The organism is Glaciimonas immobilis, assembly GCF_011947285.1.
GTDB lineage: Bacteria > Pseudomonadota > Gammaproteobacteria > Burkholderiales > Burkholderiaceae_D > Glaciimonas > Glaciimonas immobilis.
Genome location: NZ_JAAOZT010000002.1, coordinates 876,909 through 892,792, shown reverse-complemented (window position 1 = coordinate 892,792; position 15,884 = coordinate 876,909). Strand labels below are relative to the sequence as shown.

General features: G+C 50.3%; 14 protein-coding genes and 1 pseudogene. 12 read left to right on the top strand and 3 right to left on the bottom strand.

From position 1 onward, the window contains the following. The first annotated feature begins 981 nt into the window (after positions 1-981). The 10 genes from HAV38_RS06340 to HAV38_RS06295 all read left to right on the top strand — a co-directional run bounded on the left by HAV38_RS06340 (position 982) and on the right by HAV38_RS06295 (position 11,670). The gene (locus tag HAV38_RS06340; RefSeq protein ID WP_168053422.1) at positions 982-2,019 is read left to right on the top strand and encodes a sensor histidine kinase; all 1,038 of its coding nucleotides are present in this window, start codon (positions 982-984) and stop codon (positions 2,017-2,019) included. Continuing rightward, positions 2,016-3,458 (top strand): sigma-54-dependent transcriptional regulator, encoded by a 1,443-nt coding sequence (locus HAV38_RS06335; RefSeq protein WP_168053420.1) that lies wholly within the window; start codon positions 2,016-2,018, stop codon positions 3,456-3,458. Before HAV38_RS06340 ends, HAV38_RS06335 begins: the two co-directional genes overlap by 4 nt. A 259-nt stretch (positions 3,459-3,717) precedes the next feature. Continuing rightward, positions 3,718-4,188: a cyclic nucleotide-binding domain-containing protein gene (locus HAV38_RS06330; RefSeq protein ID WP_168053418.1), complete on the top strand. Its 471-nt coding sequence runs from the start codon at positions 3,718-3,720 to the stop codon at positions 4,186-4,188. Positions 4,189-5,036: 848 nt separating this feature from the next. Beyond that, positions 5,037-5,498, top strand: a complete 462-nt coding sequence (locus HAV38_RS06325; protein ID WP_209216624.1) for an aromatic-ring-hydroxylating dioxygenase subunit beta — start codon at positions 5,037-5,039, stop codon at positions 5,496-5,498. 74 nt (positions 5,499-5,572) lie between these two features. Further along, positions 5,573-6,031, top strand: a complete 459-nt coding sequence (locus HAV38_RS06320) for a MaoC family dehydratase (RefSeq protein WP_168053416.1) — start codon at positions 5,573-5,575, stop codon at positions 6,029-6,031. A 61-nt stretch (positions 6,032-6,092) separates the two neighbouring features. After that, on the top strand, positions 6,093-6,302 hold the full coding sequence (locus HAV38_RS06315; RefSeq protein WP_184013375.1) for a hypothetical protein: 210 nt from the start codon (positions 6,093-6,095) through the stop codon (positions 6,300-6,302). A 23-nt stretch (positions 6,303-6,325) separates the two neighbouring features. Next, on the top strand, positions 6,326-7,591 hold the full coding sequence (locus tag HAV38_RS06310) for an MFS transporter (protein WP_168053412.1): 1,266 nt from the start codon (positions 6,326-6,328) through the stop codon (positions 7,589-7,591). Between the two features lie 238 nt (positions 7,592-7,829). Continuing rightward, the gene (gene soxC, locus HAV38_RS06305; protein WP_168053410.1) at positions 7,830-9,218 is read left to right on the top strand and encodes a sulfite dehydrogenase; all 1,389 of its coding nucleotides are present in this window, start codon (positions 7,830-7,832) and stop codon (positions 9,216-9,218) included. Then, a complete protein-coding gene (locus HAV38_RS06300) occupies positions 9,202-9,822 on the top strand; it encodes a c-type cytochrome (RefSeq protein ID WP_245182220.1) in 621 nt (206 codons plus the stop codon). The genes soxC and HAV38_RS06300 overlap by 17 nt, the downstream gene beginning before the upstream one ends. A gap of 552 nt (positions 9,823-10,374) precedes the next feature. Beyond that, a complete protein-coding gene (locus tag HAV38_RS06295; RefSeq protein WP_168053408.1) occupies positions 10,375-11,670 on the top strand; it encodes an acetyl-CoA hydrolase/transferase family protein in 1,296 nt (431 codons plus the stop codon). A 79-nt stretch (positions 11,671-11,749) separates the two neighbouring features. On the opposite strand, the gene HAV38_RS06290 is transcribed toward HAV38_RS06295, so the two are convergent. Both HAV38_RS06290 and HAV38_RS06285 read right to left on the bottom strand, forming a co-directional pair. Then, entirely contained in the window at positions 11,750-12,559 is an 810-nt protein-coding gene (locus HAV38_RS06290; protein WP_168053406.1) for a ParB N-terminal domain-containing protein, read from the bottom strand. A 272-nt stretch (positions 12,560-12,831) separates the two neighbouring features. Continuing rightward, a pseudogene (locus HAV38_RS06285) lies at positions 12,832-13,188 on the bottom strand (TRAP transporter large permease subunit); the annotation flags it as partial. On the opposite strand from HAV38_RS06285, the gene HAV38_RS06280 reads away from it, so the two are divergent. Beyond that, positions 13,136-13,903 carry a LysR substrate-binding domain-containing protein gene (locus HAV38_RS06280; RefSeq protein ID WP_245182218.1) on the top strand — a complete coding sequence of 256 codons (768 nt, stop codon included), beginning with the start codon at positions 13,136-13,138 and terminating at the stop codon, positions 13,901-13,903. The pseudogene HAV38_RS06285 and the gene HAV38_RS06280 sit on opposite strands and share 53 nt — an antisense overlap. A 307-nt stretch (positions 13,904-14,210) precedes the next feature. Here the strand turns inward: HAV38_RS06280 and HAV38_RS06275 are convergent, their stop codons facing one another. After that, a complete protein-coding gene (locus HAV38_RS06275) occupies positions 14,211-14,606 on the bottom strand; it encodes a VOC family protein (RefSeq protein ID WP_168053402.1) in 396 nt (131 codons plus the stop codon). A 296-nt stretch (positions 14,607-14,902) separates the two neighbouring features. On the opposite strand from HAV38_RS06275, the gene HAV38_RS06270 reads away from it, so the two are divergent. Beyond that, positions 14,903-15,853 carry an alpha/beta fold hydrolase gene (locus HAV38_RS06270; protein ID WP_168053400.1) on the top strand — a complete coding sequence of 317 codons (951 nt, stop codon included), beginning with the start codon at positions 14,903-14,905 and terminating at the stop codon, positions 15,851-15,853. The last annotated feature ends 31 nt before the right edge of the window (positions 15,854-15,884 follow it).

The following is a 15,884-nucleotide window of genomic DNA, read 5'->3' as shown; positions in this document are numbered from 1 at the left end:
TCGCAACGATCCATAGCGCTACTGGCAGATTCATACATTGTGATATTGATTATGACTGCTGTTTTGTCCATCTAAAAACCAAATGTAAATGGCGTTATCGCAAGGTAGTCGCGTCGGTAAATACCTTTGTCTCCGGTAATGCTTGCGATACAAACTTTCGTATCATGCATGGCGTCCAGATAAGACGAATGTCAAAATCCGTGGTAATCGTGCCTACTTAAAATGCGCCGTCGATCGTGATGGAAACACGATTGAATTTAGCTTAATGCCGCATCTTGAATAACTTTCGGCAGAGGGCTTTTTTTACAGAAGGATCAAAATACATTGCCGCGCAATGGACAACATCACACTCAATAGTTACGCCCCCGTATTTGCCAAAGGCCATTTTGCGGGCGACGGCAGTGATGGCTGTTCCACTGAATGTCGCCTGCGAAGTGCAGAAATTATGTCCATGTAAAACGCTCCGGATGCCTGGGGTTAAAACAACGGATAGTTACGCATTTGGAGGTAAATTAACAGACGTTGCTTCTGCTCATCGGGAAAGTGTTTCACACTGTTTGCGATCGTTAATGCAATGCGATCCAAACTTTCAAGACCAAACATCAGTCCGATATGAGACTTGTTAATGCAATATTCTGCAAGCTGGAACCATGGTTTATCGCTTTTTAAAACCGAAAAAAAAGCGCCGAATTTAACAAAAAAGTGGAAGTTATTGGACGCTGATTGACAAGAGGCAAATCCAGACGTAAAATTTTTTGCAGGGATCGTGCACCGATTTTTATTTTTTACGGCGTCGCATAAACGAAACCCCCATTCTTATGATTGCGCGGTATTGCTAAATCGATAGTGGATGCGAGTTTAGGGTATTGAGGATTGATCAAGGCCCAATTATTTTTTTGCTAACTCATTGCTATTATCAGGACGATTTCGGCGACGCGTAACCCTTGGCGGATAACAATAAATAGGCCTCGATCCCGTCCTATGCAGTCGATCATAGTAGAACAAGAGTTGCTCTTTAGTTTTGCAGACGGTCTGCCCTGGCCAGTAATAGTGATCAGCGGCGACGGGCACGTGATACGCGTAACTAGAGACATTCCCGGTTTAGAAGACGCCCATCAAACCAATGAGCGCTCGAATCTTGCGGCCTTGTTCCCCGAGTATTTTTCGATACTCCGCGGCAGTGTGCGTTGGCTCGTTCCACAAGAAGCCGAGCTGACGCGGCAGCTCACCAACGGCATTGTTCACGAGCGTATAATTCTTTGTCGCGTTTTGACAGGGGCGTTTTTGATCATTCAAGACCAAACCTGGTTGCGTACGCTCGAAATATCGAATGTCCAGACTGCGCGTCTTGCAGCGCTTGGATTCATGGTCGCGGGCGTCTGCCACGAGGTAAGCAATCCTTTAACTTCCATTTACTCGATTGTGCAGATACTTAGATCGGACGAGAAGAAGGAGTCTGGTTTCCTTGATAAAGGACTGAAAAGTATTGCAACAAACGTCACGCGATTACTCGGTATATCCCGACGACTCCTGAACTTTGGCAGAGTAGGTGATGAGCAGCGATCGACTTTTCCAGTCGATGAAGCAATCAAAGAAGCATTCGTCATCATAAGGCAAGATGCAGGTGCCCAGGATGTCTCACTAGAGTTCGAGCCCGATCCGGATGCAGTCATCTTCGGCAGCATCAACCAAATGCAACAAGTGTTCGTCAATATTTTTGATAATGCAATTCAGGCAATGCGCGGGGTAGGTAAGCTTAGCGTGAAGACCCTGCGCAGTGATGGGGAGCGCATCACTGTTTGGATTTGCGACACTGGACCCGGAATTTCTGAGGAAGCCTTGCCCCGGCTTTTTGAACCATTCTTTACCACAAAGCAGACGAGTCGCGGATCCGGGTTGGGTTTAACCATCAGCCATGAAATTCTACGCGAGCACAATGGTCTGATCGAGGCCAAAAACAATGCCGATGCAGGGGCATGCTTTTGCGTTGACCTGCCGCTGTATAAGGGGAATCCATGAACACAGGCAAACCAGAATCACACCATGTGTCGGTACGCACCGAGTGCATTTTAGTCGTTGACGATGATGTTGGAATAACCGAAGTTGTGCACTGGATCCTGCAGCAAAAGGGCTACGAATGCATTATTGCCAATACTGGGGCAGCGGGCCTGGCGGAGCTGAATCTTCATGACTTCGACCTTGTCATTACAGACTTAAAGTTACCAGATATGAGTGGTTTAGATGTCATCCGGTCGATCAAGGAATTGGAATTGAAAATGCCCATAATTCTGATGACCAGTTTCTCATCTGTTGAGAATGCCATTGAGGCGCTGCGCCTGGGCGCTATTGATTATCTGATAAAACCTTTTCACAACGAAGGCTTTGTTTTTGTTGTGGAACGCGCAATGAACGAACGCCGCATCCAAAGGGAGAATGTCGTTCTCAAGCGCAGTTTGCGTAAGGTTTTTTCCAAAAACGCGATAATCGGTGAAAGCGACGGAATCAAAAAAATGCTTGCGATGATTCAGCGAATTGCTGCCACGGACGCTAACGTGTTGATCCAGGGTGAGAGCGGTACCGGCAAGGAACTGGTGGCCCAGGCTCTCCATTATGGGGGAAGCCGCGCGGATCGCCCTTTTGTACCAGTCAATTGCGGAGCGATTCCATCAGAACTATTAGAGTCGGAACTCTTTGGACACACTAAAGGCGCATTCACCGGTGCCGTAGCCGCGAACGCGGGCCTTATTCGAGAGGCCAGTGGCGGAACATTGTTTCTCGATGAGATATCTGAAATGCCTTTAAATATCCAGGTCAAGTTGCTGCGGGTCATTCAGGAGAGGCAGGTTCGCCCTTTGGGATCAAATAATAGCTATGTAACGGACACACGCTTCGTTGCAGCGAGTAACCGAAATTTAAAGGTAGAGACAGAAAAAGGCACATTTCGCGCAGATCTATTTTATCGGCTTAATGTGATCACAATTCAGGTTCCTCCGCTGCGCGAAAGAGCAGAAGACATTGAAAATTTGGCGCAGCACTTCTTGAAATATCACAGTAGAAAGCAAGGTAATCGCATACTTGGGATGCGTCAGGACTTTCTGGACTTCATCAATCAGTACGACTGGCCGGGCAATGTTCGAGAACTCGAGAACCTGATCGAACGGGTAGTCATTCTTGCGGAATCCGACATCCTTACCTGCGAAGACCTGACCGACATGCTTTCGGTCTCGTCAAGTGAAATGCCCTTCTCGGCTAAAGAGGAAAGACCTTTGTCGATCGATGAGTACATCAAAAAATTCATCCTTCAACATCAAGACAGTCACACCGAAATCGAACTTTCCTCGATGTTAGGCATAGGGCGCAAGGCTCTTTGGGAGCGTCGTCGTTGCTGGGGAATTCATAAGGTAAAAGAGGGCGATGAAAATGTATCGCCGGAACCGCTCGATCGCGATTTCCGTTGATTCAAGTCAGTCTTCTGGCAGGACGGGCGAAGGCGTACCGCAAGAACTGTAATGTGCTAAATGTACGCGTTCGCTTTTCGTCGCAGTTGACTGATGTGGCACCGCGTTGAGTTAAAGGCACGGAATTTGCGTTCATTCTTATGGACAGTCAGGCAAGCTGTGCGATCGCACAAGGGATATTTTGATTTTCTGCATTGCGTAATCGCGTGTTAAGAGCCGCTCACATCTCACCCTGTTTGCTAGTCATAGGAGAACCAAAATGCCGGATTTTATTGTTCAGGAGGACGCGCTGCGCGCTGCACGTGTGCAGATTTTTTCGCAGACTCAGTTCTTTTCTGATCTATCCAATGAGCAGTTGATGCTCGTGTCGTCAGCCAGCCACATTGAAAAATATGCTAAAGGCCATCAGATATATAAAATTGGCGAGAAAGCCACCAAGCTCTATGTTTTGATCGAAGGCATGGTCAGATTTGCAATAAGTTTTGATCAAAGGGAGGCCTGCGCCGGTAATATTTTGCGTCACGGGGAAGTGTTTGGTTGGGCTGCGCTAACGCCAGCGTCCAGAGTGAGAATAGCTTCGGCCTCTTGTCTTACATCGTGCAGTATTCTCGCGATAGATGGCGACACCCTTCTGCGTTTTATGGAGGAGGATCATACATTAGGCTATAGATTGATGAGTCAATTAAATACCTTGATAACGGGAACGTTAATAGCATTCGCAGGTGGATGAATCCGGCCTCGCGTAATGACGGAATGTATGCTTTACCGTTTCTGCCTTCGAGGGCATGAGTGATCGTCGGATTGAGGTAGGTCGTCATCGGCCTACTGATCGCAGCAGTCTGCAGGGATAGAAGACTGCTTTTCGCAACAGTTTATCTTTTCGTTGGCTTCTCAATTTACGCCGCAATACGTAATGTTGACGACTCTTTTTACCGCCATGTTGGCCCACATTTCCGCTGCTTTTCTTTCAATCGACAGTCGGAGCGCTTTCCGGTTTTGCTTATGGGCTTGCGGGTGCCAGCGGACCGACTTTTTCTATGCCGATCACACTGATGTTCAGATTTTCGTTCCTGACCATTGTCGGAGCGACTCAACGAATACTAATTCAGACAATGGTCGGGAAAGATAGGGAATCTGCAATATAGATCATCGATATCTAATTTACGTGAATTCGCCGTCCTGACAATCCTACCGATCGCTGCGATGTTTCGAGATGAAACCGCATCGTTTCTCAAGGAAACAATCGCGCCCTATGCCGTGGTCTATCTGACTTGGTTTTGAGCTCAAAAAAACATTCCTGAAGCCGTCGACAAAAAGGAGAAAAACCAGAACTCAAAAAAATTTCATAAATACACCCTCTAGTGAACAACTCGCTCGGAATTTACCGCCTGACCGGAATTACGGCTTCTGGATAATTGATCCGGGTGTAGCAATCGAACTGGCACAAGCTATGCTTATCCTGATTAATGATGATTGTTAATTATCGATTATGGCAAATCATCGATTTCCCTTGACTCTAAAAGAATTGGTTATGGCACGTATCTCTAAAAATCGTACGTTCACTTTAAGAGAGTTCAGGTGGAATCCCCACAAACTATTGAAGCGCTGATCTATAAGTCTTGCCTGATTTTGGATGACAAAGACTTCGACGGTTATTTAGGGCTTTGCGATACGGCGTTTCATTACTCTGTCTCCACATATAACCCGGAAATTCGCAAAGACATGATCTGGCTTGAGCACGATCTGGAAGGAATGAAGACCTTGTTCTCTAATCTGTCCAAACATAACAGTAACTATTATCCGCTTAGCCGCCGCGCGAGGATCTATGTGGTCGAAAAATTGGAAGACGGACTCAAGACAAAGGTCACCAGCGCGTTGCAAGTATTCAGGACTTCGCTGGATGGCGGCGTGACCGAGCTTTTTGCCATGGGAAAAATGATAGACGTAGTACAAATGTACGACGAAGGATTGAAGTTTCTAGACAGGAATATCCGACTAGAGGCCCGGATGCTTGGCTTTGGATTCCACATTCCGTTTTGATCACAAAGAACAAAGGCTAGTTATACTGATTAAGAGAGTTTAAACAGATCTTATTTTTAAAAAAGGGAATCACAATGTCACACGACACAATTGATAAAAATGGCTGGCTGGGCACGGATAATGGCATGCCAGCTGTCGGCGCAACCGCTGAACGGTCAAAGCTGGTGGAAGCGCGATTCATTCAGTTATTTGCCGACATGACCGGCGACCATAACCCATTGCATTTTGATCAAGAGGCTGCAGAAAGATCTGTTTTCGGGGGATTGATCGTTCAGGGGGGCGTCACCTCTGGCTTGCTAAATGCCGTCGTGGCAGAAGACCTTCCCGGTCCGGGAACAGTATTTCTTGGCGTTGAATGGAGTTTTGTTAAAGCAGTTTATCCCGGTGACACTATTACCGGTCGCGTTGAAGTTCTCGCAGTGCGACCAGACAAACCAATTTGCAAGATTAACACTACCATTCATAATCAAAACGGTGAACTTTGTCTGAAAGGGACAGCAACTACCTATACCGTTTCACTTAAAAATAACTAACTCTAAGGCTCTCCATAGATGCGGATACGGTGACATCATGCAACCCAATAGGGCGACATCTATGTTTGCCGATATAGCGGCGGAGCAGCGCAAAGTTGCCATGACGAGAATCAGTCTTGCGGTCGAATGGTACTATTTTTATAGCTGCGGAACCTGCGCAGCGCTTATTTTTCCCAGCGATCCGGCAATAGACCCATGGCGGCCTGCGCGGTCGGCTTACTGCGAAACCTACTGGGAGGAGCTGTTTTCGGCCACCACGGAGATTGCCTAGTATGAATCGAAGCACAAGGACGTATGCTTAAAATCTCGATAGGCAAGACGGTTACAAGTTTTAACGCGAGGCCACAGCCAGCGCTGGCAGGTAAGCGCTGGTATGTTCTCGCAATGCTGTCATTGTGTCTTATTCTTTCAATGACAACATGGTTTTCCGCGACAGCTGTCATCCCCCAATTGCGGGTTGCGTGGGGCTTGACCGATTCTCTCGCGGCATGGCTGACGATCGGCGTGCAGATCGGGTTTGTCATTGGCGCCGTCGGCTCGAGCGTGATGAATCTTTCTGACGTCGTTCAGGCAAGACAATTGATGATTGTGGGATCAATCGGCGCTGCCATCGCCAATTTGTGTATGCTATTTGCAGGCGACGCATGGCTCGCCATTACCTTTCGCACATTGACTGGCGTTTTCCTTGCTCTTGTCTATCCACCCGCACTTAAATTAATCGCAACGTGGTTCACCACTGGTCGCGGCTTTGCGCTTGGCGCTTTGGTCGGTGCTGTGACGCTCGGCTCGGCATCGCCGCATCTGGTCAACGCTGTCGGCGGCTTGCAATGGCAAATAGTGATTACAACGACTTCCGTCGCTACTTTGACGGGGGCTCTGCTGGTTGCTTTGTTCGTGCACGACGGTCCGTATCCATTTCCGCGTGCGCCATTCAGCCCTGGACGAGTAAAACAAGTTTTTCATAATCGCGCTATCGTACTGGCTAGCCTTGGATATTTCGGTCATATGTGGGAGCTTTATGCGATGTGGGCATGGTTCCTGACCTTTGCCCGGATGGCGCTTGCAGCACAGCATTCGGGCGGCGCGACTGCCGCATCGTTTCTTACCTTTGCAGTTATCGCGGTGGGGGCAATTGGCTGTATCGTCGGAGGTGTCTTTGGTGACCGTTGGGGACGGACGTTGACTACTAGTCTCATGATGGCTCTTTCCGGCGTATGTGCTGTGCTTGCTGGAGTTGTGTTTGCTGGTCCGCCATGGCTGTTCATCACCATTAGCCTGGTGTGGGGATTCACGGTGGTAGCGGATTCTGCGCAATTTTCAACTATCGTGACCGAATTAGGTGATCCGATGTACGTCGGTACCGCATTGACCCTTCAGTTAGGACTAGGCTTTATATTAACTGTGGTTACGATTTGGCTCTTGCCGCTGGCGGCCACCTTGCTAAACAGTTGGCAATGGGTGTTCCTCATTCTTTTGCCAGGTCCCTTGCTGGGAATCATCGCAATGCTCTTGTTACGCCGGTTACCGGAGGCCAAAAAAATAGCCGACGGTAATCGCTAGCAAAGTTAGAGTGCGAAAAGCGATGCGGAGCGAAAAAATCATTATCTTCATACTGGGTTGGCAGTGAGGCCTTGTCTTGATGAGCCAATCGTTGAGAGTGCCTTGTTCTTGGTCACACCCCGGATGTGACCGATATAGCGAGGATAGCGCTGAATGTAGCCGCCTGCCAACGATAGGCAACGGGGTTGCCCTACTGATTTGATTGTTTCATCAACAGGATCTATCAACGGAGCGGTACATGAAAAAAATACCAAGCAGTCGCCCATACTCCACAATCAAGCAAACCGCCGAAGCACTGGAAGAACAAGAAGAGCGATTTCTTGCCAGCGAACGAAAAGATCCCTTGTCCCCTTATTATCGTGGCTCATCGACACTAGCAGACCAGACAATGCCGCAACGCCGGCGCTTTATGTTGGGAGCCATGGCTGCGTTAGGGACGGCAGGGGGAACAGCCCTGGGAGCGACGCCTGGTTCTATACAGCGGCTGGTTCCTGAGGATGCGACGAAAACGCCAGGTATAGGTGTTGCCACTGAAGATGGCGGTTATGGGACTCGCTCACAATTCGAGACCGAGGTGCGTACTCGCTTTGCGACGAAAGCCGCGGAATCGTCCTGGAGTTTTACGCCGTTGCAAAATAGCCTTGGAATGATCACCCCGTCTGGCCTGCATTACGAGCGTCACCACGGGGGTATCGCCACGATTGATCCAGCTAAACATAGTTTGTATGTGCATGGCATGGTCAAGCAAGCCAAAAAATTTTCTATACCTGACCTTAAGCGTTTTCCCGTGCTGTCACGTTTTATGTTTCTCGAGTGTTCCGGCAACGGGTTGACGGAATGGGCCAAGCCTACCCTTAAAACGGTGCAGGGAACGCATGGCTTGACATCCACGTCTGAATGGATCGGCGTTCCCCTGTCCACGATTTTAAATCACGTAGGTTTGCGCCCTGGCGCAAAGTGGCTATTAGCTGAAGGCGGAGATGCGTCGGTCATGACGCGTAGTATTCCGATAGAAAAGGCATTGAAAGACTGTTTGTTGGTCTACGGCCAAAATGGTGAGGCGGTCCGACCTGAACAGGGTTACCCGTTGCGTTTATTCGTACCCGGCTACGAAGGCAACATGTCCATCAAATGGCTACGGCGCCTCGAGGTCTCGGATAAACCGTTTATGACCAGAGAAGAAACCTCCAAATATACCGACTTGATGCCGGATGGTAAGGCGCTGCAATTTACCTATCTTATGGAGGCCAAGTCAGTCATTACCTATCCATCCGGCGAAATGGTGCTTCAAAAGCCCGGCTTTTATGAAATTTCTGGTCTGGCTTGGTCCGCGCGCGGCAAGATCAGGCGAGTGGAGGTCTCGGCTGACGGTGGGAAAACATGGCACGATGCTGTCTTACATGGCCCTATCCTGTCCATATGTCACACGCGGTTCACTTTGCCGTGGAAATGGAATGGTAAAGAAGCTATTTTGCAAAGCCGTTGTACGGATGAAACCGGCTATGTCCAGCCCACGATTGGCGATCTGACTGACAACCGGGGCATGCTGTCGGTGTATCACTTAAATGCTATTCAAAGTTGGAAAGTGGCTACGACGGGGGAGGTAACAAATGTCCATCATTACTAAAAAAAACATCGTGCTCACGGTGTTCAGCCTGACATTTGTCGGCAGCGTTAACGCTCAGTTTCAAGCCTCTGAAAAACTATCTGTAGCGCAAGCGGCCAGGATGCAAGCGCGCAAAACAACAGGCACCGCAACTTCAGTTGCACACGACCCTTTTGATTTCGGGACTAATATTACGGATGCAGACTTGAAACAATTTACATCGCCGCTACCGGACGGTCGAGGTATGCCGGTCGGTTCTGGCACAGTCATGCAAGGTAAAATAATCTATACGCAACACTGTTTAGCCTGTCACGGAGCAAATTTGGAGGGCGGATTTGGCGACCGGCTGATTGGCGGGCGTGGAACGCTTGTCAGGAAAGAAGGAGTAACCCCCGTTAAGACTGTAGAAAGTTATTGGCCGTATTCGACCACGCTATTTGACTACATCAAGCGCGCTATGCCATTCACGTCTCCTAATAGTTTGTCTGACGATGATGTTTATGCCGTATCTGCTTACATATTGTCTCAGGCCAAAATAATTCCCCCCGATGCAACGATGGATCAAGACAGCATGCCTAAAGTTTCGATGCCAAATCGCAATGGATTTATCCGATCTAATCGTTAACAATCATTACCGAAGTGTTCAAAAAAAACAACCACGACAAGGTCTCGGTAAAACTGCACGCGAAAACGTCAAGGGACGCGCTGAAAATTCCCCCTCTGGCGCAATTTTTACGGACTATATGCGCACGCGATCACCGCTTGGTTTGGTTGAGCGTATCTATCGCGACGTGCGCCTGCCACATATGCGAACGACCCAACCGTATCCGGCGCGTGGTCATCGGGCGAGCGGTCGCCCAGTAACGCCTTGCGTTATGTGGGCAGAATTAAGAGAGCGGATGAAATAACTTTAAAGAGACTGTCGCGCCGATGACTGTTATGCATGGCGAATCATGCGAAACTACAAGGTGGGCCCGTTTTGCCAACCGACCAAGCGTCTTGCAAGAGGGCAAGTAAGGACGGCGTAGAATAAATACCGATCAGCGAATCGGTTTGCGCATAGCTGGGAATGCAAGTAGAGAGACAGTTAATGGTAAAACAGACGTTGATTTACAATAAGCGCTGCCTTTACTATGACAAGCAATGCCCAAATAAAATCAAATAAAAAGGAGACAACATGTCATTCAATCAAAAATACCAAGAAAAACGTTTAAGCGCAGATGACGCCGTTCGGCTTGTCCATAATGGCGATACCATAGTCGTCCCGACTGGCTCCGCGGAACCGCCAACCTTGTTGATAGCATTGTCCGAGCAGCGCCGCGATTTCAGGGATGTGCGGGTCTCCCAGATTCTGCCATTGCGCAAATACGGTTATTACGACCCCGAGACCACCGAGCATGTGCGACACGTCGCGTACTTCTTTGGTCCGGCATCGCGGGCAGGCGGGCAGGCCGGTTGGAGTGACTATATACCAGCCTATTTCGCCGAGTTGCCGACACTGCTCAGGCAAGGTCTTTCACCCGCCAACGTTGTTTTCAGCATGGCGTCGCCGATGGACGAGGAGGGCTACTTCTCGCTAGGTTTAGCCGCCGACTATACGATGGCCGCCATCGAAAAGGCGCGTGCCGTGGTCCTTGAAGTCAATCCCAACGTACCGTTTTCTTTCGGAAACTGCCGCGTTCACATTTCGCAGGTCACTGCTATTGTAGAAAGCGACGAGCCTATTCCGGAAGTCGGTTTACCCAAGATTGGCCCGATCCAGGAAGCGATAGGCAAGTACGTCGCGGATATGATCAATGACGGTGATACGCTACAAATTGGCTATGGCGGCATCCCGGATGCGGTGGTAATGCAACTAACCCACAAACGCGATCTCGGTATTCATACAGAAATGCTAGGCGATGGTTTGATGACGCTGGTGGAATCCGGTGCCGTCACCAATCGACGCAAGAACTTTCATCCGAACAAGATGTTCGCTACGTTTGCGCTTGGCTCTAAAAAGTTGTACCAGTTCATGCATCGTAATCCTGCTTTGGAAATGCATCCGTCGGATATTACCAACGATCCGTATCTTGCCGGCCAGAATGACAACCTGGTCACGATCAACGCGACCATGCAGGTTGACCTGATCGGTCAGTGTGGTTCCGAAACGTTGGGTTTTTGTCCTGTATCAGGGACTGGTGGACAGACCGACTTCGTGCGCGCGGCTAATCGCTCCAACGGCGGTAAGTCTTTTATCGTCCTTCCGGCCACCGCGAAGGATCAGACCATTTCCCGGATTGTTCCCACACTAGCCGCAGGCACGCATGTCAGCACCAGCAAAAATGACGTGAACTACGTCGTGAGCGAATACGGTGTTGCACAATTGCGTGGAAAAACCGCCCGTCAGCGTGCTGAGGAGCTTATCGGCATCGCGCATCCTGACTTTCGGGGTGAATTGCGCGAGGCGGCTAAAAAGATGAATCTGCTATAAGCTTCTGCTAAAAGCTTTTGCTATATGTGTCTGCTATAACTAAGACGGCAGACACGCTGATCAACAATCGCGTAGCGAGTTATTGCCCGCCACGCGCTTCAGAAAGTGCAATCGTAAGATGCTGAACTTTCTTTTTCAATAGATCACGCTCGTCGGTCAGTTCTGCCACCACCTGCGCCAAACGGAAAATTTCTAGCTGATCCGCCGAGGCGTTCTCTGGGGGGGGCGGTAATTCGGGCTTGGGTGGTAGTCGGGCTTCACGTACCTGTCTTGCCGCCTGACGCAGTTCTTTTTTGCCGCCCGCGACAGCGGCTATTTGTTCTTCACTGGACAGCGACGCCACAGCAGCAGCGGCATTGATAGAAATGACGCCGGACTTTATGGCATTGACTAGTTCCGGCGCGGCGGTCTTTTGGATTTTCTCGATATTCCCCAAGGTCGCACTGCTCATGCGGGCAGAACGCGCAACGGCCTCTCTGTTCCAGGGCGGTTCACGCTCGGACTTAGCGGTGGCATCAACTGCTGCTGACTCTTCCGAGGCTGGCTTGGCTGGTGCCTGTGCCATACGCGATGATACGATTTCTTTTTTTCGTAGCGCAAGCACGCCGCGTTGAAAATCCGACACGCTGCGGCGTCCCAGATGGTTATCGATCATCCAAAGATGCACATCGTCCAGCGACGTGAAAGTTTGGCTTTGGATGGTATTGAACGGAATTTCGTGTTTCTGACAAATACTGTAGCGGTTGTGACCATCCACCAGCAGATCGCCCCACAATACCAGAGCATCGCGACAACCTTCGGTCAGCAGGCTGCGTTCCAGCGCAGTGAATTCATCTTCGGTCAGGGGATCGATATAGGCGCGCAAGTCTTCGTTGATAGTCAGGGTCATGGTTCTGTAAAAATAAAATGATAGCGCGCAGTGTACGCAACGCCGTCATTTTACGCCAGACAGCGGTCCATGTTTTCAGGCGCAGGTCGCGGCACTCTTGCCTCTTCAAGGTTATTCAAAGAAATTTTTTAGTCCGGGACGTATAAAGAGCAACGTTTTGGGACGCCCATAAGCAAAATCCCATCCGAGACTATCGGACGGGATCTATCCACCACATAATCGGTACTCAACGCGTCGGCAGCTATGACGCCATCGGATGAGAGCCGGTTGCGCTAATCCAGAAAGCCAATCGAAATTCCTGGAATCGCCGCGACAATTAATAAACCCACCAGCAATGCGCCAAGATAAGGCTAAATTCTGCGCATGCCCGCGTCTGGACTGACCCGACCAATTGTGCACGCGCTGTAATAGCCGAGACCAAACGGAGGGGCGAACAAGCCGATGCCCATCGCCAAAATCACGACCATGGCGTAATGCACCTCGTGCACGCCAATTTGTCTGGCAATAGGAAACAGCAGGGGACCAAACAGCACCATCCCGGGAATTCCTTCAAGCACGCTGCCCAACACGATGAATGTGACGATCGAAATCAGCAAAAAGCCCCAACGACCGCCCGGCATCATCGTCATAAGCGAGCTATATCTGGGACGCGTGGCCGGTGCGCTTGGCGCGATTGGCAACGCTACTACCGATGTCCGCAAGGGCGTGCGCAATACGCTGTATGTGCATGCCAGCCCAAGTTTTAGTAGCCTGTGGCTAATGCCGCGTCTGGGCAGCTTTGCACGCGCCCATCCAGACATTTCGTTGTCGCTGTCGGCCTCGCCAAATCACTCGGACTTTGCGCTGGGACAGGTTGATATCGATATTCGCTACGGCGTCCCCAATTGGCCGAATTTGGTGGTGGAGCCGGTTTTTGACGAGAAAATTCTCCCACTCGCGAGTCCCGATTTGCTGGCGAAACAACCGATACATGTACCGGAAGATTTGCTCCAAAGGCCATTGATCCAATCCACTGTCAGCGTCGTGCAATGGCCGGTCTGGTTTGCCACGCGTGGCATCGTCGGTGGCCCCGATCGGTTTGCATTTTGGTTTGACCGTGCTTATCTCGCGCTGGAAGCGGCAGTGTTAAGTCTGGGAATTGCGCTCGAAAGCGCAGAGATCGCGGCACCGCATATCGCGGCCCGACGCTTGCGTACCGTATTCCATCCGGCATGGGCACTCGACGTGCGGGCGCACTTCATGGTCTATCCGGAACGGCACGCGCACCGTACCGAGGTCGCGCATTTTATTACGTGGCTGCGTCAGCACGTGGCGGCGTCAGGTACGAAGGCAGGGCGGGGCTGATTTTACGACCGCTATGAATGTGGGCTATCTCCTTTCTGCCGCTAATCGGGAAGGTCGTCCACACATATCATAGATCCGCGCTTTCGCGGGCGACATCATGCCGGTTAGTCTGGGTGGCAATAAGCCCTCGCACCGTGTGGTGCCGCCTTGAACCCTGCCAGAGACTTTGCCAATAACGATAACTTGTTAAGCGCCGTGTAATTGGCGGCGTTGACAACGTCGGGAAGTATCATTTGCGTGAAATGCCACGCGACGGCAGATAGACATCACCGTAAGCGATTCTTTCTGTGCCCAATGACTCCAGCTTTTAGTCTTCGGCTTTATGGCAGACGGCCTCGATACGGTTGCCTTCCGGATCGCGTAAAAATGCAGCGTAATAAGATCGATGATAATCATGCAGGCCAGGTTGTCCGTTGCAAATGCCGCCTTTTAAAATACCGTTGCGCCAGAATGCATCGACTTCTTTCCGGGACGAGGCTTTGAAGCACCAGTGACGGCGTGTAGCGTCGTCGGGTTGCAGACCAAGTCGGATTGAAAAATAGGTTAAATCCGGCCTGTGTTCGTCAGCGCGCTCACCGTAACCTATCCATCCGTTCTCAAAATCTGTACCTACCTTGCACACGCCCAGCGCCAGAAAAACGGCATCGTAAAATTCTTCCGCACGTGCTAAATCGGTCACCGTAACCGAAACATGGTCAAGCATAGTTAGCCCCTAAATGATAGTAAATATTCCCGGTAAATTATATGTCAGTATCAGCGTGAAAATTTGAACACACTTGGTCCGCCATAGGTATTGCGCCTTTAGGCGGCCCTAAGAGCACCTAATTTGACATAGCCTTATAATAAAGAGGGATGCTTAAAAGGAATGAATCTCTGATACTCTTGTGTTGCCAACTGCTTAATTAGCGCATTTTCCGATAGGGCAGAGGCAATCAAATATTTGTCAAATATTCTGTAGCCCTTCCAAAAAACAAAAACACGATAAAGAAGGAATCAACAATGAGCGCAGGGACAAGATTAGCGGGAACCACGGATCCGATGCATATTTGGGAAGGAGCGGGCGGCGTTAAGATTGCTGGTGATTCATGGGGCGATCCAGGCGGTCATCTGGTGATTTTGCAGCATGGCGGTGGACAGACCCGGCACGCCTGGAAGCATACGGGTAGATTGCTTGGTGCGGCGGGTTATCACGCGGTCGCCTTTGATGCGCGTGGTCATGGTGACTCCGATTGGGCACCGGACGGTTTGTACGGGCAAGACATTATGGTGGAAGACCTAAAATGTGTGATTGCCACGTTTGGTAATCGCCGCCCGGTGTTGGTCGGCGCCTCAATGGGCGGTGGCACCAGTCTGGTTGCGATTGGTGAAGAGCACGTCAATGCGACCGCGTTGGTATTGGTAGACATCGCGCCCCGCATTGAGATTCAGGGTATCGATAAAATTCAGGCGTTCATGAGTCTGAAGCCGGATGGATTCGACTCCTTGCAGGAGGTAGCTGACGCGATCGCCAGCTATCAACCACATCGTGAGGCCCCGAAGAATCTTGATGGGTTGGCCAAAAATGTTCGTTTGGGCAGAGACGGCAAATACCGCTGGCATTGGGATCCACGGTTTCGACCGCAACGGCACGACTTTACCGCGCGCGCCATTCGCCTCACAGAGTGTGCGCGCAGATTGCGACTGCCAGCGCTTCTGGTACGCGGCGGTCTGTCGGATGTGTTAACTGAAGAGGGCGCGCAGGACTTTTTGCGACTTTGTCCGCACAGTGAATATATTAACGTGACTACGGCGGGGCATATGGTAGCGGGTGATCGCAATGATATTTTCGGCACGGAGGTCATCGCGTTTCTCGCGCGGCAGGTTCCAGCAGCCGGTACACCGACTTTCCCATCCCAGGTGTTGAATCCACAGACGACTCGCGCGACCGGACATATGTTCGATGTGCCCTGAGGCCGGTTTGCTGATGCGCTTACACAACCTT